Source organism: Sphingobium herbicidovorans, assembly GCF_002080435.1.
GTDB classification, from domain to species: domain Bacteria; phylum Pseudomonadota; class Alphaproteobacteria; order Sphingomonadales; family Sphingomonadaceae; genus Sphingobium; species Sphingobium herbicidovorans.
This window is the reverse complement of the sequence record NZ_CP020538.1, coordinates 853,760-877,272: the sequence shown is the minus strand read 5'-3', so window position 1 is coordinate 877,272 and position 23,513 is coordinate 853,760. Positions and strand designations below refer to the sequence as shown.

18 protein-coding genes are annotated in these 23,513 nt (G+C 62.3%); 12 read left to right on the top strand and 6 right to left on the bottom strand.

Annotated elements, in window-relative coordinates:
- Positions 1–16 precede the first annotated feature (16 nt).
- Both B6S01_RS04195 and B6S01_RS04190 read right to left on the bottom strand, forming a co-directional pair.
- Complete coding sequence (locus B6S01_RS04195; RefSeq protein ID WP_037461697.1) at positions 17–949, bottom strand: ribokinase; 933 nt, start codon at positions 947–949, stop codon at positions 17–19.
- Positions 950–955: 6 nt separating this feature from the next.
- Positions 956–1,453: an RpiB/LacA/LacB family sugar-phosphate isomerase gene (locus B6S01_RS04190; protein ID WP_051907919.1), complete on the bottom strand. Its 498-nt coding sequence runs from the start codon at positions 1,451–1,453 to the stop codon at positions 956–958.
- A gap of 127 nt (positions 1,454–1,580) precedes the next feature.
- Between B6S01_RS04190 and B6S01_RS04185 the strand changes: the two genes are divergently transcribed.
- From B6S01_RS04185 to B6S01_RS04170, 4 genes are all read left to right on the top strand, one after another.
- A complete protein-coding gene (locus tag B6S01_RS04185) occupies positions 1,581–2,909 on the top strand; it encodes an MFS transporter (protein ID WP_081570277.1) in 1,329 nt (442 codons plus the stop codon).
- A 26-nt stretch (positions 2,910–2,935) separates the two neighbouring features.
- Positions 2,936–3,886, top strand: coding sequence for a sugar phosphate isomerase/epimerase family protein (locus B6S01_RS04180; RefSeq protein WP_051907921.1), 951 nt, complete (start codon positions 2,936–2,938; stop codon positions 3,884–3,886).
- Positions 3,883–5,136 (top strand): FG-GAP repeat domain-containing protein, encoded by a 1,254-nt coding sequence (locus B6S01_RS04175; protein WP_051907924.1) that lies wholly within the window; start codon positions 3,883–3,885, stop codon positions 5,134–5,136. Before B6S01_RS04180 ends, B6S01_RS04175 begins: the two co-directional genes overlap by 4 nt.
- A 115-nt stretch (positions 5,137–5,251) precedes the next feature.
- A complete protein-coding gene (locus B6S01_RS04170) occupies positions 5,252–6,538 on the top strand; it encodes a glycerate kinase type-2 family protein (protein ID WP_197689941.1) in 1,287 nt (428 codons plus the stop codon).
- Here B6S01_RS04170 and B6S01_RS04165 read toward each other — a convergent pair.
- Positions 6,535–7,266 carry a FadR/GntR family transcriptional regulator gene (locus tag B6S01_RS04165; protein WP_051907925.1) on the bottom strand — a complete coding sequence of 244 codons (732 nt, stop codon included), beginning with the start codon at positions 7,264–7,266 and terminating at the stop codon, positions 6,535–6,537. The two genes, B6S01_RS04170 and B6S01_RS04165, sit on opposite strands and share 4 nt — an antisense overlap.
- A gap of 133 nt (positions 7,267–7,399) precedes the next feature.
- On the opposite strand from B6S01_RS04165, the gene B6S01_RS04160 reads away from it, so the two are divergent.
- On the top strand, positions 7,400–8,467 hold the full coding sequence (locus B6S01_RS04160) for a TolB-like translocation protein (protein ID WP_037461700.1): 1,068 nt from the start codon (positions 7,400–7,402) through the stop codon (positions 8,465–8,467).
- A gap of 51 nt (positions 8,468–8,518) precedes the next feature.
- Here B6S01_RS04160 and B6S01_RS04155 read toward each other — a convergent pair whose 3' ends face one another.
- Positions 8,519–10,675: an alpha-amylase family protein gene (locus tag B6S01_RS04155; protein ID WP_037461703.1), complete on the bottom strand. Its 2,157-nt coding sequence runs from the start codon at positions 10,673–10,675 to the stop codon at positions 8,519–8,521.
- A 258-nt stretch (positions 10,676–10,933) separates the two neighbouring features.
- On the opposite strand from B6S01_RS04155, the gene B6S01_RS04150 reads away from it, so the two are divergent.
- From B6S01_RS04150 to B6S01_RS04130, 5 genes are read left to right on the top strand one after another with little or no spacing between them, the layout of a single operon-like run.
- Complete coding sequence (locus B6S01_RS04150; RefSeq protein WP_174525884.1) at positions 10,934–12,604, top strand: L-lactate permease; 1,671 nt, start codon at positions 10,934–10,936, stop codon at positions 12,602–12,604.
- Between the two features lie 4 nt (positions 12,605–12,608).
- Positions 12,609–13,928, top strand: coding sequence for a glycerate kinase type-2 family protein (locus B6S01_RS04145; protein ID WP_037461706.1), 1,320 nt, complete (start codon positions 12,609–12,611; stop codon positions 13,926–13,928).
- Between the two features lie 25 nt (positions 13,929–13,953).
- The gene (gene otnI, locus B6S01_RS04140; RefSeq protein ID WP_037461708.1) at positions 13,954–14,739 is read left to right on the top strand and encodes a 2-oxo-tetronate isomerase; all 786 of its coding nucleotides are present in this window, start codon (positions 13,954–13,956) and stop codon (positions 14,737–14,739) included.
- A gap of 1 nt (position 14,740) precedes the next feature.
- A complete protein-coding gene (locus B6S01_RS04135) occupies positions 14,741–15,676 on the top strand; it encodes a 2-hydroxy-3-oxopropionate reductase (RefSeq protein WP_051907927.1) in 936 nt (311 codons plus the stop codon).
- Entirely contained in the window at positions 15,673–16,452 is a 780-nt protein-coding gene (locus B6S01_RS04130) for an SDR family NAD(P)-dependent oxidoreductase (RefSeq protein WP_037461709.1), read from the top strand. The genes B6S01_RS04135 and B6S01_RS04130 overlap by 4 nt, the downstream gene beginning before the upstream one ends.
- 53 nt (positions 16,453–16,505) lie before the next feature.
- Here the strand turns inward: B6S01_RS04130 and B6S01_RS04125 are convergent, their stop codons facing one another.
- Positions 16,506–17,309, bottom strand: a complete 804-nt coding sequence (locus tag B6S01_RS04125; protein WP_037462301.1) for a cyclase family protein — start codon at positions 17,307–17,309, stop codon at positions 16,506–16,508.
- 46 nt (positions 17,310–17,355) lie between these two features.
- The gene (locus B6S01_RS04120) at positions 17,356–19,560 is read right to left on the bottom strand and encodes an alpha-amylase family protein (protein WP_062792957.1); all 2,205 of its coding nucleotides are present in this window, start codon (positions 19,558–19,560) and stop codon (positions 17,356–17,358) included.
- A 207-nt stretch (positions 19,561–19,767) separates the two neighbouring features.
- On the opposite strand from B6S01_RS04120, the gene B6S01_RS04115 reads away from it, so the two are divergent.
- On the top strand, positions 19,768–20,562 hold the full coding sequence (locus B6S01_RS04115) for an IclR family transcriptional regulator (protein WP_051907932.1): 795 nt from the start codon (positions 19,768–19,770) through the stop codon (positions 20,560–20,562).
- 469 nt (positions 20,563–21,031) lie between these two features.
- Complete coding sequence (locus tag B6S01_RS04110; RefSeq protein ID WP_037461715.1) at positions 21,032–23,416, top strand: TonB-dependent receptor; 2,385 nt, start codon at positions 21,032–21,034, stop codon at positions 23,414–23,416.
- Positions 23,417–23,513: the final 97 nt, after the last annotated feature.

The window sequence follows — 23,513 nt, the reverse complement described above, 5'->3', positions numbered from 1 at the left end:
TCCTTTGTCGATATTTTTAGCAGGTAAGTGCGGGGCTGTTGCCCAGGCTTTGCAGCACGGTTGCGCGATTGGGGATCGAGGCCGCCGCGCCGAAGGACTGGACAGCGATGGACGCAGCGGCATTCGCCTCTATTGCAGCCTGGTCTGTTGGATCGCTTCGTGCCAAGCCAGCAGCGAGATAGCCGCAAAAACAATCGCCCGCGCCGGTAGTGTCGACCACCGTGGCTGACCGCCCCGCGATGCGCTGGATCGCGTCCTGTCCGATGATCGCCAGACCGTCCGCGCCCAAAGTGACGAACAGCGTTTGGCCAGACTGCAATCCGAGCAGGCTTCTGCTCGACAGCAGGCTCTGATCGTCCAGCATGGACCCGGCGTCCGATCCGGCGAGCAGGGCCAATTCGCTCTCGTTGACGATCAGAATGTCGCAGAGAGGCAGCAAATCAAGCGCGGCGGTCGATGCGGGCGCGGCGTTGAGAATGGTGCAGGCCCGGGCGGCCCGGGCACGCTGGAACAGGGTCGCCGTGGCCGGGATTGGCGTTTCCATCTGGGCAAGGCAAACGTCTTCTGGCCCAAGATCGACGTCCGCCGCCAGTATCGCGTCCACGTCGCTGTTCGCGCCCGCGATGTGGATGATCTGATTATCTTGCGGGGATGTCGCAACCACCGCGCAGCCGGTTGCGGAGGAGGTGGCGCGTATGCGTCCGGTATCGACGCCATAGCTGTTGAGCGCCGCCAACATGCTGTCGCCGTCCTCATCCTTTCCGACAGCGCCCAGCAAGATGCAATGCGCCCCCGCACGCGCCGCGCCGACGGCCTGATTTGCGCCCTTGCCGCCGAGTTGGCGGGTCAGACTTGTCCCCGATACGGTCTCGCCGGCACAGGGGAGGCGCGGCGTGCTGACCAGAAGGTCGATATTGACGCTGCCCAGCACGACGACCTTGCCCGCCATGATCAGTCAGCCGCCCTGCTCGAGCATCGCGAGCTTTGCGACGCGGCGGCGGAAATGTTCTTCGTCGCTGAACTGTGCAGCCAGAAAATGGCGGATGATGTCGAGCGCGATCTGCGGGCCGGTGATCCACGCACCGATGCACAGCACATTGACATCGTCATGCACGACGGCCTGCCGAGCCACATAGGTGTCGTGCGCGACGGCCGCGCGGATGCCGCGCACCTTGTTGGCGGCGATGCACGCGCCCGCGCCCGTGCCGCACAACAGGATGACGCGGTCTGTCTGCTTGTCGAGGATGGCTTGCACTGCCCGACGGGTGATGTCGGGAAAATCCACCGGTTCTTCCGACTGCGCACCGACATCGATGATGCGTCCGCTATGGCGGGCAAGCAGGTCCAGAACCGGCAGGCGCAACGGGAAACCGGCATGATCGTTGGCAAAGCCGATGACGTCCCGAAACGGGATGAGATGTTCGTCACCGGACAATGTTTCTGGTTTGCGCATCGATCCCCCGAACAACGTGTCAGCGCCGCTTCCACAGTCTTTTACGCGGCAGAATCGAACTGCCCACTGGCGCTTTGATGATGCCGTGGTATTACCAGTTTGGAATCCGATCAAGGGGGAGGGCTGAATGACGCAGGGCAGGGAGGACGCGATGGATCGCGGCAGGCTGGCGGGCTTTTGCGTCACCGCTTTGGCGATCCAGGCTTATGCGACCCTTGTCACGGTGTTCCTGCCCGAATTTTACGCTAACGCGCTGGCGTTGCCGGTGGCCGCGGTTGGCACCGCCTTTATGACAGTGCGCGTACTGGACCTGATGATCGACCCTCTGTTGGGTGGCATGATGGACGCCACGCGATCACGGTGGGGGCGCTATCGTCCGTGGCTGGTCGCAAGCGCGCCGATCCTGATGCTGTCGACCTATGCGCTGTTCCAGGCGGAGCGCGGGGTCGGCATGGCCTTTCTGTGGGTATGGCTGTTCATCGCTTTCCTTGGCTTTTCCATGATCGTGCTGTCGCACCTCGCCTGGACAGCGACCCTTGCGACTGGCGCGACGGAGCGGACGCGCATCTTCGCCTGGTGGCAGATATTCGCCACGGCGGGCCAGTTTTCGATCCTCGCCATATTGCCGCTGGTCGCAAGCGCCTATCCGGGCGATCCGGCGGCAGGGATGCACGCGGCGGGCTGGGTCATGATCGTTCTGATCCCCGCCGCGATCCTTCTGGCGCTCAAGACCACACCCGAAAAGCAGCCCGCTGAAGGCGCTCAGGCAGCCCTGGCCCTGCGCGATTATGTCGCGCTCTTTTCTCAAGGGCCGGTCGTGCGGCTGGTGCTGGCAGACTTGCTGATTGCCCTTTCGACCGGCGTGGCCAATGCCGTGGCGCTGTTCTTCTACATGGGACAACTGGGCTTTGACCGGGCGGCGGCCAGCACGCTCATCCTGATCGCCTATGCGGCAGCCTTTGCCGGAACGCCGCTGTTCGCCAAGCTTGCGGGCCGGATTGGCAAGGCGCGCGCGCTTCAAGTCGGAGCTTTGACACAGGCTGCGCTGCAACTGCTGATGGCTACGCAGCCTGCAAACGCTTTCTGGCTGACGGCTGCCAATGTCGCGGCGCTGGGCCTTTGCATTCCCATCGCCTGGTTCCTGCCCCGCGCACTGATGGCCGATGTCGCCGACGCCACTCGTGCCCGCTTCGGCGTCGATCGCACGGGGCTGCTTTATGCGACGCTCAACGGATCGATGAAGTTGGCGCTGGGGCTGGCGGTCGGCCTCGCCTTCCTGCTGCTTGGCTGGCTCGGCTTTGATCCCGCCCATGCCAGTGACCCGCGCAACGCCTTGCCCTTGCGGACCTTGATCGGCGTCGTGCCCGCGCTGTTTTCGCTTGGCGTAGTCCTGTGCATGATGCGCTATCCCGAGACCTCGCTGCGGGAGGCGAGCCGCAAGGCCGCACTCGCCTGATCCTTCCAAACTGAAAGACATTATCGATGAATCGTCGCGACCTGCTTAAGTCCTCCGCCTTGTTGATGCTGGCGAGCGGCATGCCCGCGATGGCGCGCGGCAAACCCGCTTCCTTGCTGGGGAAAGATGGGCCGGGCGTTCAGCTGTACATGTTCGATCCGGACCTTAACCGCGACTTCGACGGCGCGCTCGCCAGCATCGCGGGGGCGGGAGTCCGGTCCGTGGAGCTTGCGTCACTGCACCGGCGATCGGCTGCGGAGTTCCGCGCTGCGCTGGACAAAGCGGGCCTTACATGTCGAAGCGCGCATGTCGCCGCTTCCTCATCGGTGCCCGGAGCAAGCGGACTGAACTTCGACAATCTCGATAAGTTGGTCGAGCAGCTCAATATCCTGGGCTCGCGTAACGCCGTCTTGCCGCTGTTCCAGTTTCCCAAGGACCCGATCTGGGGTGCGCCAATCTCCTTCATGTCGCTAGTGAAGCCGGATGGCCCGCCCATTACGGCGGACCGCTACGAACGCATGGCCGATTTCCTCAATGAGAAGGGCGCCGTCCTCAAGAAGCATGGCATCCGCATCGGCTACCATAACCATAATGTTGAGCTAGCGCCGATCGGGACGAAGACAGGTTTGCAGATCCTGCTTGAACGAACGGACCCCAGCATAGTTGATTTCGAGCTGGACGCAGGATGGCTGGCGGCGGCGGGGCACGATCCGGTCGCCTGGCTCAAACGCTATCGCGGTCGCTTCACCCAGATGCATGTGAAGGACATCGCCCCGAGCACGAAGGTCAACTATCATATGCAGCAAAAGCCGACGGAAGTCGGATCGGGCATGATGAACTGGCCCGCGATCCTGAAGGTGGCCCAGGGCGCGGGCGTGCGCAATTTCTTTGTCGAACAAGAGGCGCCCTTCACCGGCCCGCGCATCGACTCGCTCGCCAAAAGTCTTTCCTATCTTCGCTCGCTGGAGACCGCATGATGAACCGGCGCCTGATGAGCCGAACGGCAATCGTCGCTTTCCTGCTGGCGGGCGCGATACCTGGGCAGGCGCAGAATGAAGCCGCGTCGACATTGCTGTTCGATGATGTGACGGACACGCATGTCCCGGTTTCCAAATATCTCCACGCGCTGGATGTTGCGCTGGTAGACGTGGACGGCGACGGCGATCTGGACGCGGTATTGGCTGTCGAAATGGGTCCGAACCGACTTTACATCAATGACGGGCAGGGGCGTTTCACCTGGAAACAGGGCGCTCTTGGCACCAAGGCGCATGATACCGAACATGTGCTGTCGGCCGACTTCAACCGCGATGGATATCCCGACCTGATCTTCGTTGCCGAGGAGGATCATGCCCACCAACTGTTCCTCGGCGGGCCGGGAGGCGTGTTTACGGAAGCGTCGGACAGGTTGCCGAAGATGAGCGAGGGCAATGGCCTGGCGATCGGCGACGTCAATGGCGATGGCCTGCCCGACATCGTCATTGGCAATTCGGCGGAGGACCGCCCCGGCAAGCCCCGCGCTTCGGCGCAGAATTTCCTGTGGCTCAACGATCCCAAGCAGCCCGGAACCTTCATCGACGCCACGGCGACGCACCTGCCTGCCTATGAGGATGATACGCAGGACATCGCGCTGGCGGATGTAGATGGCGACGGCGATCTCGACATGGTGATCGCTAATGAAAGCCCGCCAAACCGCCTGCTGCTGAACGACGGCAAAGGGCGTTTTCGCGAGGCGTCAAAGGGCCTCCAGCTCCTGACGCCGATGGAAACGCGTGAGGTTCATGTGTTCGACGCCAATGGCGACGGGCGGCCCGACATCCTGTTTCTGAACCTCACCAGCAACAACAAGAAATGGGACAAGGATCCGCAAGCGCGGCTTTTGATCAACAAGGGGCGTGGCAAGTTCCGTGACGAAACCAAATCGCGCCTGCCCGCCAACCGCTTTTCCAGTTGGGGCGGGATGGTGATGGATTTCAACCATGATGGTCATCCCGACCTGGTCGTCGGGGCGATCGACGTGCCGGGTTTCAAGCCGCTGCAACTGCGCGCCTATGCCAATGACGGCAAGGGCCGCTTCAGCGATGTGACGGCGGCCGCCATGCCGACTCCAACGGTGGGGCGCAGCTGGAGCATGGCGAAAGGCGACGTCAACGGAGATGGTGTCGAAGACCTGTTCGTCGGCGCCTGGGGTACGCAGGCTCGCCTGCTGCTGGGAAGGAAAGCCAAGTAGCCGGGCTGCAATCTTGTTCCGCCAGATGGAATTCCCATTTTCTCGCAAGTTGCGATTTGCAGGTACGACCACTGCTTTGTAAGCCCGGAATATATCGGTGGGCGAGGAACGGGCATTGACGGACGGCGACAGGGTGAAAGCGGCGCGGATCGCGCTGGCGCGGGAGATGTTCGACGTTGCCCTGACCGCGGTCTCTGCCGAGCGCTGTCTGCCATCGCATCTGCCGCCGCCGCCGGAAGGACGGCGGCTGGTGCTGGCGGTGGGCAAGGCCGGGGCGGCAATGGCCAGTGCAGCACTGCGCCATTCGCCGTCGGGTACGCAGGCGATCGTCCTTATTCCCTATGGTCACGGACTGCCGCCCGGCGCCTTGCCCGCGGATGCGCTGGTCATAGAGGCGGGACATCCCTTGCCCGACCAGCATGGTTTGCACGCGGCGCAGCTGATCCAGAAAGCCGTGCGCGGGCTTGGCGAACAGGATCAATTGCTGGCGCTGATCTCAGGCGGCGGGTCGGCTCTGCTGGCGTTGCCGGTCGATGGGGTGTCGCTGGACGACAAGCGCCGTTTGACGCGGGAACTGCTGCTATGCGGGGCGACCATCTCTCAGATCAATTGCGTGCGCACGCACCTGTCGCAGGTCAAGGGAGGGCGCCTTGCCGCGCTGGCGCACCCGGCGGAGGTCGTAACCCTGGCCTTTTCTGATGTGCCGGGGGATGATCCCGCGCTGATCGCGTCCGGCCCGACCGTGGCGGATCGCACGACGCTGGACGATGCGCGCCGGGTGATCGAGCGCTATCGCATCACCGTCCCCGACAATGTGATGGCGGTGCTGAACGATGACCGGCATGCGACGCCGCGCCCCGGATCGCCTGAACTTGCGCGGACGGATACGCGAATTGTCGCGCGCAACCGCATGGCGCTGGAGGCTGCGGGGGAGGTGGCCGCAGCGGCGGGATATAAGCCGGTTTATCTGGGCGATGATCTGGAAGGGGATGCGACCGAACTCGGCATCGTTCACGCCGCGCTTGCCCTGCACCATCAGCGCAAAGGCGGGCGCTGGGCGCTGCTGTCGGGCGGAGAGACGACGGTGCTGGTCGGCAATCCATCGGGCAGCGGCGGGCGCAACAGCGAATATATGTTGAGCCTTGCCATGTCGCTGGACGCCGCGCCGGGGATTTCAGCGCTGGCGTGCGACACGGATGGCATTGACGGCGTGGGAGGGCATGCGGGCGCGATCGTCGACGAAAGCACGTTGGCGCGGGCCAGAGCAGCCGGCATGTCCGCGAGCGGGATGCTGCGTGAGAATAACAGCTTCGGTTTCTTCAAGGCGCTGGGCGATCTGGTGATCACTGGTCCGACCCGCACCAACGTCAACGATTTTCGCGCTATCCTGATCGACGGCTAGTCAGCCGCAGCCGTTCCCTGCATTTTCCAGGCGGCGCCGATGGCGAAATGGCTGAGGATCAAATCGTCAGCCGTGGACGCATCGCCAGAACGGACAGCTTCATAGATTTTGCGGTGATGATCGACCAGATAATCCCTCGCCTTGGGACTATTCGCGATGCGTCTGCGCCGTTCAACATGTGACCGTTCCAGCAGATGCGTGATCGTGCCGTAAACCGTCGACAGAGCGGGGGAATGTGCGGCGGCGACCAACTGCGTGTGAAAATGAAGGTCGGCATGACCTCCGCTGGACACGTCATCGATGGTCGCTTCGATCTCCTCCAGCGCCCCTTCGAGGTTGCGCTGGTCTTCGGGTGTCGCACGGGTGCAGGCGAGGCGAAGGGCCTGCCGTTCCAGCGCAATGCGGACCTCGACAATGTCCTCAATGATCGCGGGTTGCTGCGCCAGCGCAAGCGAGAAGAACTCGCCCAAAACAGATGCATCGGGGACCCGCACGGTGCTGGCGCGTCCATGGCGCGTTTCCAGCACGCCGATCATCTCCATCGCGCGCACGGCTTCGCGCACGGCAGGGCGGCTCACCCCCAGGCTCAGCGCCAGTTCCCGCTCGCTCGGCAGGCGCTGGCCGGTCTCTACACCGCCATTCACGAGCAGGTCGCGCAAGTGTTCCAGCACGCGGCGATATCCGGAAGTCTCCGGCTCTGTGGCGATGGCGGCGCATTCGGTGGTCATGCCATGGCTTTACCGCCCGCCGCGTTTCCTGACCAGCGGTTAGTCGTCCTGTCCATATGGTGAAACATCCATTACGCCAGCTTGACTTGCGGCGGCCTGCAAGCTGCTTGCGCAGGGATAAGGAGGACGATCAATGAAGGCAAAGCATGTGTTGGCCACCGCGCTATTTGCGGCAGTGCCCTTGTCCGCGCTCACCGCGCAGACCTTTACCCGCGGCGACGCCGTGCCCGCGACGATGCCGCTGGGAAACAAGCCGGGTAATCCCATTCAAGACATGCCGCCCGGGCAGCGCCTGATCTCCGCATTCGGGGAACGGCCCGTCTTTTCGGCTAAAGGGGACAAGTTGGCGTTCATCGGCAAATCCTATGGAGACGCCTTTGAATATGACATGGCGACTGGCCGTACGCGCAACCTGACAAGCCACGCCGCCAGCGAAGGCTTTTTGCGGGTGCATTATCTCCCTGACGGCAGCTACATGCTGCTTGGCCCCCGCATTTTGGGAAAGACGCGGGAAGAAACCCGCCATGGCCGTATCGAACTGTTCTGGATGGACGCACAGGCGATGAGTGCGCCAGTTCCGTTGGGCATCACCGTGTTCGAAGGAATAGCGGTGAGCCCGCGCAGCAACATGGTCGCGTGGAGCCAGGTGAAGGCGCCGGGTGGCGGCAAGCCAGCATCGACGACCATCTACACTGGCCGCGTTGCCGTTAACGGGCAGTCGGCAAAGCTGGAAGACGTGCGGGAAATCGTGACGACCACTGAATGCTTCGTTGAAGCGCAGGACTTCTTGCCGGGCGACAAGGGGTTGACCATGCCCTGCTATTATCACGGCAAAGGGCCGACGGGTGTAGAGACCAAAGTTCTTTCGGTTGATTTCGCGACTAAAAATATCACCGAATATCCGACGCCTGCTACCATCTATAACGAAGTCGAGGGCATTTTTCCTGACGGCAAGCGGACCCTGGTCGAATGCGCGCAGGACCGGTCGAAGGGCATGGATCTTTGCGTGCTGGACCTTGAAACTAAAAAGCCCCGCTACACGCGCATGACGAACATTGTGCAATATGGCGGCTGGAAATATGGCAACCCTGTCGTGCGGCCGGATGGCCGGATGATCGCGGCGCAGGTTGGATCGGCCGACGTGATTGACGCAGGCGTTGGCCAGGGCATTGTATTGATGGATCTCGCCCCGGACTTCTGATCGGGCTCAGGGCGGGGAGGGGCGGCCAGCGGCCTCTCCCCCGTCCGAACGTCAGCTCATTGTGAGCTGCACCGCCTCAAAGGTATCGACCGGCGGCAGATCGAACCACAGATGATCCTGGTCGCCGGCGCGCCGCTTGCCCCGGACCGCCTTTCCAGCCACCAGCATCCGGGCAGTGCCGCCTGCCGGGCCACGCACGCCAAGCTTCAGTCCTTGTGCAATCACCGGATCGCCATAGCGGGTGTTGCGCTGGCCCGAATAGTTTATGACATGGACCAGCATCTTGCCCGTGGCGGGTTGCCGCATCGCCATCATCTCGATCGGGCCTCGGCCTTCCAGAAGAAGAGGTGGCGGCGGGGCGTAACGAGCGATCAGGCTTTCGAACAACAGTCGGTGCGCGTCCGTACCGTCGCGATAGTAGAGCCAGTCGGGCAGCCATGGGACATGGACATGATGCCCTTTGCCATAAGCCATCACCAGCGCACCCGCGTCGGCACGCGCGGCTTCGCCCGGCCGGGCATAGGAAAATTCGGGCGGGCCGAAGCGCTGGTCCGGTGCGAACGGGATCAGGCTTGTCGCGCCGGTGCGGGGCGTAACCGGGAAGAATGTTTCGTCGATGGGCATCCGCCCCGGCCCCATGGGAATGGCCGCCTTGCTCATGTCGAGCGACCAGCCATGGCCGTCGCGCGGTTGGCCGAAGCTGTCTACCGGGCTTGATTTCATTGCCGGTCTGCTCCGCGGCTTGCCGTCTTTGCCCAGCGCACCCGTATAGCCGGTGGCGATGATCAAGCCGCCGGCCTCCACGAAGGCGTCGAGCGCGGCGGCGTCGCCTTCATCAAGGCTCATGATATGCGGCATGATGATGACATCATAGGCGCGGTCCTTGGTGGCCTTGGCCACCTGCATGCCGTTGGTCATCCAGAAGGGCAGGCGTGCATCGACCAGCGCCTGATAAGCGCCCCGCTGTGCATTATTGCTGTAGCGCGCCAGGCCCGTGCCAGCCGATTGAAAGATCGAGCCCATATTGTAGAGCGCGATCCTCGCACCCGGCTCCAGCCCGGCATAGTGCTGCTCATTGGCCGCGTGCCAGTGAAACAGGCGCGAAACCGGCGGCAGGAAGCGGGGATCGTCCTGATCACCCAGCGTGCCCATCAGGTAAAGGTCAAGCTTGGCTCCAGTGCCCAATGCCTGGGCGAAGCGCAGCAGGTGGTTTTCGGCGCTTTCCGTCACTTGCCGCCATGGATAGTCCATATGCGCGGCAGACGTCGCGGAAAAAGCCTTGCCCGGCGCTAGCGCCATCAAGGCGCGCGTCTGTTCCCCCATGGCGTGCGGCCATTCCGGCGCTTTACGCGACACACGCCGCTGCACCTCCCCGCGCGCGACCACGCCGCCGAAAAAGTCCATCAGCGGCACGTTAGGGCGCGCTGCCTTGATAACTTCGCGCGCCTTGGCTGACAGTTCGGCCATGATACGCGACTGAAACTGTTGATAGGCGCCCCAATTGGGATCGGTTCCGTCATCGGTTCGGGGAAGTTCCAGCTTGTAAAGCTCCCGGAACCGCCGCTGGCAATTGTCGCATACACAAATGCCATGATCCACGTTGGAATAGTCGGTCCGCACAAAGGCCGTCATGTTGAAGAACAGCCCATCGACGTCGTGACGCTCGACCCCTTCCTTCAAGATTTGCAGGCTATAATCCTGCGCCCAGCCACCATTGGGGCACGCCTGGTACGTCCCGGCATATTCGCGCGGAGTGCCGTCGCGATTGCGCATGAACCAGTCGGGATGTGCATCATAGGCAGGCTTCGTCGCCTTGGAGAGATCGAAGCGCCCTATATAGGCCAGGCCCTCCGCATGGGCGGCGGCCACCATTTCACCTGCGAAGTCGGTCTTCATGAACGGGTTGCGATAATGAAGCGGCAATTGAGTAGGGTAAAAGGCGACAATGCCGCCAATGTTCGAAACGATGACGTTAGCCCCGAACGCGCGGGTTTCGCGGGCGATCGTCCGGGGATCTTCAAGTGCGTCGATTTCGCGCAGATTGGTCTGGAGAATGCGATATTCATGCTCCCACCATTGCCGCCGATCAAAGCTGCCACTGTTCTCAGCAGCCCAGCTCTGACTGGGAAGAGTGCTCACCATCGCTGCCGCGGGCAGGGCGCGCACGAGGTCGCGGCGCGAAATCCCGCCGTTCGCTTTCAACTCCATCCTCCTCATGCTCCTGATCTATTTCGGACGTCCCGGTTCCAGTCTGCCCCGGCCACACTCCGTCCACAATCGTCCGGCGACCGGCGTTCCGCCCTGTGGGACGCCATGCCGCTGGACGGCGGATGTGTTCCGCATCGCGGAAAGACGAGTTTCGTTCCTAAGGTCTCCAGCTTAGCGACTGCTTGCCGAGTTTGCTGAACCCTCAGCTGCGACGCGATTGGAGCGAAAGTTGACCGAGAACAAGGCAAGGGTGGCGCGATGATCTGGGCGCAAAATTATGATCCTTTGGGCAATGGTCTGCTGTCCGCGCTGGTAGCTGCCGTCCCTGTGGTCGTGCTGCTCGGCGCGATCGGCCTGTTTCATGTGCGGGCGCATATCGCCGCACTCATGGGGCTAGGAGCAGGCCTGGCCGTCGCGGTGCTGGCGTTCGGCATGCCTGCGGGCCTGGCGCTTCGTGCGGCGGGGTTCGGGGCCGCCTACGGGCTGCTGCCGATCGGCTGGATCGTGCTTAACATCATCTTCCTGTATCAGCTGACGGAAACGACCGGGCAGTTCCATGTGCTGCGTGGGGCGATCACATCGATCACGGGGGATAGCCGGTTGCAGCTGCTCCTGATCGCATTCTGCTTTGGCGCTTTTTTCGAGGGCGCTGCGGGGTTCGGGACTCCGGTCGCGGTGACGGGCGCGATGCTGATCGGACTTGGCTTCACGCGGCTGCAGGCGTCCGGCCTGTCGCTGATCGCCAATACAGCGCCTGTCGCCTTTGGGGCGCTCGGCACGCCATTGGTTACGTTGGCCGGGGTGACGGGTCTTCCGCTGATGGAATTATCGGCGATGGTCGGGCGGCAGATGACGCCTTTCGCCATCATCGTGCCTTTCTGGTTGCTGGTGGCCTATTGCGGATGGCGGCGGACGATGGAGGTGCTCCCGGCAGTGCTGGTGGCAGGCGTCAGCTTTGCGGTCGTGCAATTGCTCATTTCCAATCTTCACGGGCCCTGGCTCACCTCCATCGGCGCGGCGCTTGCCTCTATCGCCACGCTGATCGCCTTTCTGCGGATATGGCAGCCCGCGCGCATCATGCATGTCAATGAGGCGAAGCTCGCCGCAGGGGATGAGCGGGACGTTGCGGCGACAGCGGATGCGGCCAATGCTCAGCCGCTGCATGACCCTGCCGCCGTCCGCCGCGCGTGGATGCCGTGGATCATCCTGACCGGCTGCGTTTTCCTGTGGGGCCTCCCCTTCATGAAGCAGGGGCTGGATGCGATCTTCGCGCTGCGTCTGCCCTTTGCCGGGCTTGATGGGGTGATCCAGCGGCTGCCGCCTGTCGTCAGCGCGCCTGAATATGAAAAGGCCGTCTATAACCTCAATCTCCTGTCGGCGACGGGCACAGCGATCCTGGTGGCCGCGCTTGCCTCCGCACTGCTGCTGCGGGTGCCCGCGCGCACGGTCGGCCTTGTCTATCTGCGCACATGGAAGCTGGTGCTGCCATCGCTGCTCACCATCGCGGCCATGCTGGCGCTGGGCTATCTCACCCGGTTTGGCGGCATCGACGCGTCGATGGGGCTGGCCTTTGCAGCGACGGGCGTGCTCTATCCCTTCTTCGGCACCATGCTCGGATGGCTGGGCGTTGCGGTCACGGGATCGGATACGGCGTCGAACGTGCTCTTCGGCGGATTGCAGAAGATCACCGCAGAACAGCTGGGCCTGCCACCCGTGCTGATGGCAGGGGCGAACAGCGCGGGCGGCGTCATGGGCAAGATGATCGACGCGCAGAGCATCGTCGTTGCCTCCACCGCCACCCAATGGTTCGGGCAGGAAGGCCGCATCCTGCGCCACGTGTTCGTCCACAGCGTTGTGCTGGGCTCGCTGATCGGGCTGTTCGTGATGTTGCAAGCCTATGTCTATCCCTTCACCCTGCTGGTGCCCTGACCACATGGGCGATCTTTCTCAGGTGGCAGCCGTCCGTGCGCTGCTGAAGAATATCTACGTGGAGGCGCTTGAATCGGTGCGCGGGGAAAGGCTGGTCGAAGGTCTTGGCGCGCCGCAGGGTGACCGCTGGCGGATCAGCCACAGGGACAAGGTCATCGACTGGCCCCTGCACCCCGATGGCCGCATCGTCGTGATCGGTGCGGGAAAAGCAGCCGGGTCTTTGGCAAAGGGCCTGGAAACGCTGCTTGGCGACCGGATTTCCGACGGCTGCATCATCGTGAAGCATGGCCATGCCGAGCCGATGCTAAGACGTATTCGGCAGCGCCAGGCCGGGCACCCCATCCCCGACGCGCAAGGCGTAGAAGCGACGACCGAAATGCTGCGTAGGGTCGAAGGGCTGACGGAGCGCGACACCGTCATCGTGTTGCTGACCGGCGGCGCATCAGCGCTGATGGTTGCCCCTGCCGATGGCGTGACGCTTGAGGAAAAGGCGGCGGTGACCGACCTGCTGCTACGATCCGGGGCCTCAATCGAAGAGATTAACGCTGTTCGCAAGCGCCTGTCGCGGGTGAAGGGCGGCGGGCTGTTGGACCATGTTGGTTCCGCATCGGTGCTGACGCTGCTGATGTCGGACATTCCCAGCGGCGACCTCTGCATGATCGGATCGGGGCCGACCATCGCGCGCAGGGAGGATGCTGCGAGTCCGATGGCAATCCTGGCGCGCTATGGGTTGGAGCAAGCGGTGCCTGCATCTATCCGCGACATACTGGCGAAAGAGGAGCCGCCTGCTACGCGAGCCGCAGGGCGCCAGGAGGCGCTGATACTCGCGGATAGCGCCATGCTTGTGGAGGCGGTGCACGGCATAGCCGCGCGGGAGGGACTTACCGTTCACAATGTGGACGCAGCCATGGCGGGCAACACGCACGATGCGGCGCTGAAGATGACGGTTGCTCTGCGGGCAGTCCCGCCGCAGGATCGCCCCGCGCTTCTGGTATCCGCCGGGGAAACGACATTGCAGGTGAAGGGCGACGGTCTGGGCGGGCGCAACCAGGAATATGCGCTGGTCGCAGCCCTGGCGCTGGCGGGGGAGCACAATGCCGCGCTGCTCGCTGCTGGTACGGATGGCACCGACGGGCCGACCGATGCGGCAGGAGCTTTTGCCGACGGCGCGCTGCACGAACGAGCGGGTGCGGCGGGACTCGACGCGGAAGAGATGCTGGCGCGCAACGACAGTTACCACCTGTTCGAAGAGACGGGCGACCTGTTCCACACGGGCCCGACGGGAACCAACGTCATGGACCTGGTGCTGGGCATCGCGTTCTGAACGGCACGGATTAGAGAGAAGAGATATGGTGAAGCTGGCAGCTAATCTGTCGATGATGTTCCAGGACCTGCCGTTCCTCGACCGCTTCGATGCGGCGGAAGCGGCAGGCTTTTCCGGCGTCGAGTTCATGTTTCCCTATGACACCGACCCGGCCGATGTGGCGGGCCGCGCGCGTAAATGCGGGCTGGAGGTGGTGCTGTTCAACCTCCCCGCAGGCGACTGGGCCGGGGGAGAGCGGGGCATCGCCGCTCTGCCTGACCGGGTGGAGGAGTTTCGCGCTGGCGTGACTAAGGGGCTGGATTATGCCCGAGCGCTAGGCTGCCCGCGCCTGCACCTCATGGCCGGGAAGGCGCCTGCCAGTGCTGAATGCCGGTCGACGCTGATAGCCAACATCGTGCACGCTGCCGAACTGGCTGCGGCTGATGGTGTCGAGATACTGATCGAGCCTATCAACACCCGTGTCGACATTCCCGGATATTTCTACGGGACGACTGACGACGCCCTGTCCGTCATCGACGAGGCAGCGCGGGGCAATGTCCGCCTGCAATATGACATCTATCATATGCAGATCATGGAAGGGGATCTTGCCCGCACGATTGAACGTCTTCTGCCCCGGATTGGCCATATGCAGTTGGCTGACAATCCGGGCCGTGCCGAACCGGGCAGCGGAGAGATCAATTATCCCTGGCTTCTCAGCCATATCGACGCGCTTGGCTATGACGGGTGGATCGGGTGCGAATACCGGCCCGCAGCCGATACCAAGGCGGGTCTGGGTTGGGCGCAGCCTTATCTCAATTCCAGGAGAGCATGACATGAAAATCGGTTTCATCGGCCTTGGCATCATGGGGCGTCCCATGGCCGGGCACCTGCAAACGGCAGGACATGCGATCTACAGCTGCGCCAATCGCACGCCGATGCCCGACGGATTGCGTGAAGGCGGCGCCATCGCATGTCCCACGCCGGCGGCGGTGGCGGCTGAGGTGGAGTGCCTGATCCTGATGCTGCCCGACACGCCGGACGTCGAACGCGTGCTGTTTGGCCCGGATGGGGTGGCGGAGGGTGTAAAGCCCGGCGCCACCGTCATCGACATGAGCTCTATCGACCCGATCGCCACGCGCGAATTTGCAGCAAAGATCGAGGCGCTGGGGTGCGACTATGTCGATGCACCGGTTTCCGGCGGTGAAGTAGGCGCGAAAAATGCCGCCCTCACCATCATGTGCGGAGCAAAGGCGCACGTGTTCGACCGGGTCCGGCCACTGCTGGAGCTGATGGGCAAGAACATCACGCTCGTCGGTGAAGTAGGCGCGGGGCAGGTTACCAAGGTGGCCAACCAGATCATCGTTGCGCTGAACATCGAAGCTGTGTCGGAGGCGCTGGTCTTCGCGTCGAAGGCGGGCGCGGACCCGGCGCGGGTGCGGGAAGCGCTGATGGGCGGTTTTGCTGCATCGCGCGTGCTGGAGGTGCATGGCCAACGCATGATCGACCGTAGCTTCGATCCCGGCTTCCGCATCCGGCTGCATCAAAAAGATCTCAATCTCGCGCTGTCTGGTGCACGCTCGCTGGGCATATCGCTGCCAGCGACAGCGAATGCCCAGCAACTTTTCAGCAGCTGCGTTGCTTATGGCGATGCGGAAAAGGATCACAGCGCGATGGTGATGGCGCTCGAACGGGCTGCTAATCACTTGGTGAGTGGTTGCTCAACTGAAGACATTTCTCACACCACCGGCTTCTCCAAAGGATCCTCATGACCAACAATCGCCTCAAAGACCGCCGTATCATCGTGTTCGGCAGCGCGACCGGAATTGGCGCTGCCACTGTCAAGCGCCTCGCCGCAGAAGGCGCGCGCGTCTGCGCCGCCGACATCAACGTTGAAGGCGCGACGCAGGTGGCGCACGAAGCGGGAGGGGAAACATTCGCCGTCCATGTCGATATTGCCGACGAAGCCTCGGTGCAGAATGCGACCGAAGCAGCGGTGAGTCGCTTTGGCGGCCTTGACGGCGCGCATATCAACGCGGCGGACCTGCGCGTTATCATGGAGGACAGCGATGCGCTTGCCATCGATCTTTCCACCTTCGACCGCACGATCGCGGTGAATTTGCGCGGACATCTGCTGTGCACCCGCGCGGTCGTTCCGTACCTCGTCAAGAGCGGGAAGGGGGCTATCGTCTACACCAGCTCCGGCTCGGCACATGGGGCCGAGCCGACGCGGCCCTGCTATGCCATGGCGAAGGCGGGCGTGAACGCGCTGGCACGCCATGTCGCTGCGCGCTGGGGCAAGGAAGGCGTTACCGCCAATGTCCTCGCACCCGGCTTCACAGTGACCGGCGAGATGAAAAAGGCGATGGAAGCGAATGCCGAAGAGGCCACCAAGTGGGCCGACTATTTCATGGCGCGCACTCCGCACACGCGTCTGGGCGAATCCGAAGATCATGCGGGTGTCGTCGCGATGCTGCTGTCGGAAGATGGCCGTTGGATCAATGGCGCGATCTTTGACGTCAATGGCGGATCGCTGATGCGCGCCTGACGGCATTGGCTGCGGCGCTCGCTCCTGCACGGGCGGGCGCCGCAGCGTTTTTTTCAATAGAGCGCGATCACCCGCGCAGGCATGCCGGTGGCGTTTTCCAGCGGCGCGACCCCTGCAAACAGCAGGCCGCCGGCAACGGGCGCCCGGTCGAGATTGGTCAACCCCTCCAGCGCCCATCGCCCGCTTCGCAGCCAGGCCTGGTGAACGGGGAAGGCGGGCATCGCTTCCCCCGCGTCGATCGACATAGTGTCGACGCCGATCCCTATGACGTTTCGCTTCATCAAAATGTCCATGACCGCAGCATCGAAGCCGGGGCTCTTGCGTCGCTCATCTGGGGACAAGCTGCCGTAATTGGCAACGACGCCCAGCGGATCCCAGCCCGACACCATGGCGACGCAGGAACCCGCAGGGATGCGGCCATGTTTCCGTTCCCAGGCTGCGACATCCTCTGGCTCGACCCGTGCGTCACGATCGGCCTTCGCCTTTTTCCTGATGTCGATGATGACGAGCGGAACGATCAACTGGCTGATCGCGATGTCGCCGACCGATGCTCCGTCGGGCGCGAAATGGCGCGGCGCGTCGAGGTGGGTGCCGGTATGTTCGACGATGGAAATTCGGTTGAGCGCCATGCCCGCTTTCGTCCCCGATCCTTCCACCGCCTCCATGGAGAGGCGGCCCGGCGTGAACGCGAAGGCGCGCGTCAGGCGATGCGTGAGGTCAAGGACGTGTAACTGCCGTCCATGAAAGGGCAGGCTGACCTGGTCTGGAGTCACGGAGGCGGCGTCGGCAAGCGATGATGTGCCCAGAGCGAGCGCGCCAAGCGTGCCCAGAGCCAGCATGTCGCGGCGGTCGATCATGACGGCTGCTTCTTTCTTGAAAATGGAGACCACTTTGACGGGCTCGCTACGTCAAATCAATCGCGACCACTTCATGGAAGTCGATGTGCGGCACATCAACCTCGACCCAGCCATCCGTCGCGCGGTGCGCCACGTCGGCTCCGGCCGTCAACAGTCGGGCACGGGCCGCGCGGCGCCCTTCGGGCAGTTGCAAACGGACGCGATAGGGGCCGGTGCGGATCGCCTCACGATAGCTGCCGCGCATCGCCATGGGATTGTTGAGATTGACGAGATGCGCGGTGAGCGACCTTTCCTGCCGCCAGCAGGCGATGTCGAGCAGGCCCGGCCCATCGACTTGCAACGGATGCGCTTCTTCATGCGCCCAATTGAGCATGGCGCGCAGCAGCGTCAGATGATCGCCATGACCAAGCTCCGCAAAGCTGCGATCAAGGTCCATCGGCAGATAAACGACACGGCCGCGCCCGACCTGACGGCAGATCGCCATGGGTATGTCGGTCTTTGTGCGGTCGGTGAAAACCCGTTCCATCGGCAAGTCGGGATAGCTGGGCACGAGCGTCAAGGCGACCTCGCGCTGATCACGCGCTGTCACGGGCAGGCGGAACAACGGGCCGATGGTTCGGCTGATATCGGTCAGCCCAGCCATGGCCGGATGGGCGTGACGCAAGGTCAGATAGGCGTTTTTCATCGGGCCTTCGACCTTGCCCGCGATGGAGCAGCCGAACAGGTCGGCGAGGCCGAAATCTGTCCGCTGCCGTCCATCGCCATCATACAGCGAGGTCTGATACGTTGCGATGACGCTGCCGCCGCGCGCCACGAAGGCACGGACCTGATCGCATTGCCTGTCCGACAGCACCGCCGCATTGGCGAGGATGAGCGTGCGAAAGCGCGACAGGCTGTCAGCGTCAAGGAAATCCTCGTCGATCAGGTCGAATGGCACCCGACTTTCCAGCGCCGCCTGATAGAAGCCGGCGCCATGCTCCTCAAGCTTTCCGCGCCCGGTCCAGCCGCCCAGATAGGCGGTGGTGCGCGGCGTATGCAGCAGGCCAACTCGCGCCAGGTTGTGGGTGTTGCGCAGATAGGTTTCATTGGCATGATGCCACCCGTAGATCTGCCGGACGACATCCATCCATCGGCGATCCAGCGGCTTGGCGTTGAACTTCGTGATCCACGGACGCGCACCTTGGGCGATCGCCCCAGCGGCCCAGATCCGGATTTCCGCCGGGCTCTGTACCGAATCTTTCCAGCGATAGGCCTCTTCCACGCCCACGGAAATGATATGGCCGACCGGCTTGTCCTTCATGAAGGCGCGCAGTTCGCGCGTGTAGCGGCCCGCGCCCCAGACCTCCGGTCCCGTGCCCCATGGTGAACTATCCGACGATCGCGCCTGACGGTCGCAGAAAGCGAGCGGCAGACGTTTCGACAGGGCCGGTCCATTCAGGTCAACCAGGCCCCTGCGGTCTCCGCCAGGCGTGAAGAAGGCTTCCCGCCGGTGCTTGCGCGCCGCCGCATTCCACAGGTCGATGAGGGAGAAGAGCCGCTCTTCGATCCATGCTGCATAGCGTCGCCCCTCCAGCTTCGACGGGTCTGGATCGAGCGGGACGTCCTGCCCCGATGCAGCGCGATAGAGCGTGCGGCAGCTTTGGCAATAGCATGTGCCGCTGCCGTTCCAGCGATTGCCGAAAAAGCCGTCCACCGGGTAGCGCCGGGCGATCTCCTCGATCACCTTTGGCATCAGCTCGAAATTATAAGCGCCATAGGCGCATGTCAGCGTCAGGTCCGGCGCGCTGCCGTGCTGCTTGATTTTACCGTCCGGGCCGGTCAGCGCCCATTCGGGATGGGCAGCAGCGGCGTCTGCGTTCATCGCGTGCGGATCGATGCGGGCGAGCACACGCAGTCCAAGTTTCTTGCAAGCTGCCACCATGTCGCCGAACGGGTCGATGCCCTTGCCGACGCCCTGCGCCATGCCGTGATAGGGAATGTCCGTCGGATAGAATGCGATGCCGCCCCCTGCGCTCAAGCATACTCCGTCCGCGTGGATCTGTCGAAAATAGTCAGTCCAGAATGCGGGATCATACTGACCCGGATCATCTTCGGTGAAGGCGAGCTGGAACCAGCGCATAGGCTCGCTGGCCCAACTGGGTGTCGCGCCGCTGCTCAACCGGCGCGCGAAGGCTGGTTCGATCCCGGACAGCAGGGCTCCAGCGCCCAATGCAAGGGCCGCGCGGCGATCAAGTGGTAATATATCGGGCATCGTCTCTCCTTGCAGCGACGAAAGTAACCCAAGCTGCGCCATCCACAATTCGCCATCCCATAATACGGAACGCCGCGATCAAAGGGCGCCCTGTTCCCCGGCACAGCCCGACACAGAAAGTATCTCGACAAACAGGGGCAAACAGGTCATACCAGTTCGAAAGATTGTCGCTTGTGCGGTGGTGATCAGGCAAGGTGAGGAACAGGCGTGGCCGATAGTCAGCAAGAACCGGAAGACGGCTTGCTCGGGCGAGTTCAGTCGCTTGTGCGGGCATTTGGCATTCTCGATGAACTGGCAAAGAGCGACAATATGACGCTCAGCGACCTGTCTCGCGCCGTCGGTCTGCCGCGATCCACCACCCATCGCCTGCTGACGACCATGGAAGCGCTACGCTATGTGGCGTTTGACCGGCGCAGGAACGGTTGGTCCATTGGGGTCCAGGCTTTTACCGTAGGGGCCGTATTCGCGCAAACGCGTGATTTGGGTCAGCTGGGCCGCACGATCATGCGATCATTGATGTCCGAAGTGCAGCATTGCGTGAACATCGCGGTGCCGGAGGGCGCTGGCGTCTGCTATGTCGGGCAGGCTGCGGCAAACGGGTTCCGCCAGACGGCGGCCCGGCCCGGCGCCGTGCTGCCGCTGCATACCACGGCGTCTGGCAAGGTGCTGATGGCGCAATGGTCCAGGGCGGAAGTCGACCGCTATCTGGGCAGCGCACCACTCAAGGCGCGTACCGCACGCAGCATCATCGATGGCGACCGGCTCCGTCGCGAGTTGGCGGACATCAGCATGCGAGGCTATGCGCTCGATGATGAAGAGCATAGCGACGGATTGCGCTGCGTCGCGGCGGTCGTGAACGATCGTTACGGCCTGCCAAAGGGGTCGCTGTCGATTTCGGATCGATCATCCCATCTGCCCCGCGCTCGGCTGGATGAGTTGGGCCCCGCGCTGATCAGCGCGGCGCAGCGGATGAGCATGGAAATCGCTGCACAGAGTTTCTGAACAGCGGCCTCGCGCTTCGGCGCTATCTGTTGGCGGCGGGCGATCAATATAAGCAGATGCGCCAAAATATGACGGCCCGGTTGGCCTGCCGTCATGGACAGCAGGCTGCCGCCTTCAGCGCCGCTTGCTGCACTTTGGGACGGAAGCCCATGCACCCCATTATCATCCATCGTCCTGTATCGCGGTCAAAGACAACGAATTGATGGCGCTGGTTCAATGGGAGCGACAAATCCCCGTCATCCCACATGGTGGGATAAGCGAAGGATGCATTTGATTTCATCCACGCTCCTGGTGTGAGGATTGTACGCATCTTAAAGGGGGCGTAGCGCCTGGATTAATTCCAGGCGCTACTGCGCCAGTTGTCAGCGTTGTTCCACATGGTGGAATGGCTGCTTATGGCCAGCAAACCCTTCCTCTAAGATGTTCGCTGCTCAGCAACGGATAATTCGTCATTAAAACGGAGGGGACTATGAAACGTCGAAGGGGCCATCATCTCATCAGCTTGTTGAGCTGTGCCTGTGGACTGGCCATCGCCAGCGGCGCAGCGGCTCAGCAAGTGGAGCAGGGCGCGGAGGAAGCGAACCCCGCGGAAATCATCGTTACTGCAACGCGTCGCGCGGAAACGCTGCAGGAAACGCCAGTGGCGGTCAATGTCGTATCCGGCGAGGATGTCGCCAAGCTCAACCTGTTCGACATCAAGGAAATCCAGAACGTCGTTCCGGGTCTGACCCTCGAAAATGGCGATGGCCGAAGCAATATCGCTACGTTGCGCGGTATCTCCTTCAATCCGGACAGCGGATCGAGCGACGCAGTTCAGGTCTATTTCAACGAAATCGACGTTGATGCCAACACCTTCTTCAGCGCCATGTACGACATCGGCCAGATCCAGGTTCTGCGCGGTCCGCAGGGCCTGTTCCGTGGCAAGGTGTCACCTGCCGGCTCGATCGTCATTGGCTCGGCCCGCCCCGACCTGGCCAAGCCAACCGGCTATGCACAGGCAGCGGCCACCGATCTGAACGCCTACAACTTCCAGGGCGCTGCGTCCGTGCCAATCATTCAGGACAGCCTGGCTGTTCGCGGCGCGTTTCTCTATGACCGGAACCGTGCCGGTCAGGTAAAGAATGTTGATGGACGCAAATCCTACAACGAAACGATGAGCGGGCGTGTCTCGCTTGCTTGGCAGCCGTCGTCGGAATTCCGTGCCGATTTGGTCTACCAGTATCTCTGGACAGATACGCGCCCGTTCCGCGCAGTCTTTGGCCCTGGCAACCAGCCAAGCCCGAACAGCTTCTTTCCGCTGCGTAGCGGCCCCGCGATCAGCTTGGACGATCGTTTGGCAGTGAGCGAAGGCGCCCTGCGGTTCACCAATGAAACGCATCTGGTCACCCTCAACACCAACTACGATTTTGGTTGGGGCGAACTGGTGTTCAACGGAGGGTATCAAAAAACCCGTCTGGAACAGCAGCGTGACCAGGACGAAGGCAACGCCGTCCCAGGATATCAGCTGAACCAGCACGTAAGCACGCCGTACGACCTCTGGACCACGGAAGTCCGTCTTCAGTCACCCAGCAATTCTCGTCTGAACTGGGCGATCGCGGCGAACTATGATTATTCGAAGTTCAACAATGTTCGTGTAAACCAAAGCAACGATGCTTTCTTTACCGATCCATTCGGTACAATCTTCCCCGGCATGACCGGCCCCGGTCCGGTCCCTCCGCAGATATTCGTATTTCCTGTTGACGTGTCGGTTATTCTTCCGATCGTCAGCAAATCATATGCGGTGTCAGGTTTGCTCGGATATGAAGTTGTTGACGGCCTGACCATAACCGGCGGTCTCCGCCAAACATGGGGCAAGACGACGCGCTCTCAGCGGTTGATCATTCCGGTCATTGGTACTGACACCACGACTGACAGCATAGTGAAGCCGAGCGCATTGACTGGCGGTGCGGCCATCAGCTGGACGGTTAATCCTGATCTTAACGTCTATGCGAACTATGGTCGGTCGTTCCGTCCAGGCGTTGCAGCAACTGGGGTTTCGACGCCGCTTGATGCAAGATATCTTCAAACCCCTGACGAAACGTCGGACGGATTTGAAGTCGGTCTGAAATCAAGCCTGTTTGACCGCAAGGTAACTTTGAACGTCGCGGCCTTCTATCAGAAGTTCAAAAACTATGTGGACTTCGCCCCGTCATTGACGACAAATTCGTCCCGCGTACCAGGTGCGGTTGACACAGCGACTGCGCCGCTGCCGACCTTTGGCGATGCCATCAGCAAGGGCGTCGAGGTTCAACTCGGTTTTCAGCCTTCTCGGTCGATCGACTTGAACATCAATGCGACTTACGCTGACGCGAATTATGATAACGCCCAACTCTACTGTAATGACTATAATGGAGACGGGATCCCAGATTCCACAGGAACCCCGAGAGTGCCTGGGACTGAACAGGTCGCAGTTTGCACTCGCAATGATCGTATCTCTGACGTGCCTAAGTTCAGCCTGACGAGTAATGGCGAAGTCCGCTTCGGCATGGGGTCGCTCACGCCGTTCATTCGTGGCCTTGTGTCTTATCGGCCCGGTTTTAATTCACAGTATAGTAACTACACCTACCGTGACTTTACCAAGATCGATCTTTTTGTCGGCCTGCGTGGTGAGGATCGTTGGGAACTCAATGTGTTCGTGAAGAACCTTCTCGACCAGACGCGCGCACAACGCGTATCGCAAGGTAACTTCCAGGTTGGGACAGGCACGCTGCCGGGCCTCGAAACCTTCGGAACGATCCCGTTCGACTCTGGCTACCGCCTGGCGAGCATCACGGCGCCACGCGAATTTGGCGCCACACTGCGCTTCAACTGGTAAATTGATCGGCCGGGGATCTGCATGATCCCCGGCCATCAACATCCCCTATCGATTAGCCGCGCTTGATCGGCGGCTTGCTCGACACGGTTGCAAATCT

Bases quoted from the DNA above. Each gene is read 5' to 3' on its own strand.
- B6S01_RS04195 (WP_037461697.1), bottom strand. From the start codon at position 949: ATGGCGGGCAAGGTCGTCGTGCTGGGCAGCGTCAATATCGACCTTCTG.
- B6S01_RS04190 (WP_051907919.1), bottom strand. From the start codon at position 1,453: ATGCGCAAACCAGAAACATTGTCCGGTGACGAACATCTCATCCCGTTT.
- B6S01_RS04185 (WP_081570277.1), top strand. From the start codon at position 1,581: ATGACGCAGGGCAGGGAGGACGCGATGGATCGCGGCAGGCTGGCGGGC.
- B6S01_RS04180 (WP_051907921.1), top strand. From the start codon at position 2,936: ATGAATCGTCGCGACCTGCTTAAGTCCTCCGCCTTGTTGATGCTGGCG.
- B6S01_RS04175 (WP_051907924.1), top strand. From the start codon at position 3,883: ATGATGAACCGGCGCCTGATGAGCCGAACGGCAATCGTCGCTTTCCTG.
- B6S01_RS04165 (WP_051907925.1), bottom strand. From the start codon at position 7,266: ATGACCACCGAATGCGCCGCCATCGCCACAGAGCCGGAGACTTCCGGA.
- B6S01_RS04160 (WP_037461700.1), top strand. From the start codon at position 7,400: ATGAAGGCAAAGCATGTGTTGGCCACCGCGCTATTTGCGGCAGTGCCC.
- B6S01_RS04155 (WP_037461703.1), bottom strand. From the start codon at position 10,675: ATGGAGTTGAAAGCGAACGGCGGGATTTCGCGCCGCGACCTCGTGCGC.
- B6S01_RS04150 (WP_174525884.1), top strand. From the start codon at position 10,934: ATGATCTGGGCGCAAAATTATGATCCTTTGGGCAATGGTCTGCTGTCC.
- B6S01_RS04145 (WP_037461706.1), top strand. From the start codon at position 12,609: ATGGGCGATCTTTCTCAGGTGGCAGCCGTCCGTGCGCTGCTGAAGAAT.
- otnI (WP_037461708.1), top strand. From the start codon at position 13,954: ATGGTGAAGCTGGCAGCTAATCTGTCGATGATGTTCCAGGACCTGCCG.
- B6S01_RS04135 (WP_051907927.1), top strand. From the start codon at position 14,741: ATGAAAATCGGTTTCATCGGCCTTGGCATCATGGGGCGTCCCATGGCC.
- B6S01_RS04130 (WP_037461709.1), top strand. From the start codon at position 15,673: ATGACCAACAATCGCCTCAAAGACCGCCGTATCATCGTGTTCGGCAGC.
- B6S01_RS04125 (WP_037462301.1), bottom strand. From the start codon at position 17,309: ATGATCGACCGCCGCGACATGCTGGCTCTGGGCACGCTTGGCGCGCTC.
- B6S01_RS04120 (WP_062792957.1), bottom strand. From the start codon at position 19,560: ATGCCCGATATATTACCACTTGATCGCCGCGCGGCCCTTGCATTGGGC.
- B6S01_RS04110 (WP_037461715.1), top strand. From the start codon at position 21,032: ATGAAACGTCGAAGGGGCCATCATCTCATCAGCTTGTTGAGCTGTGCC.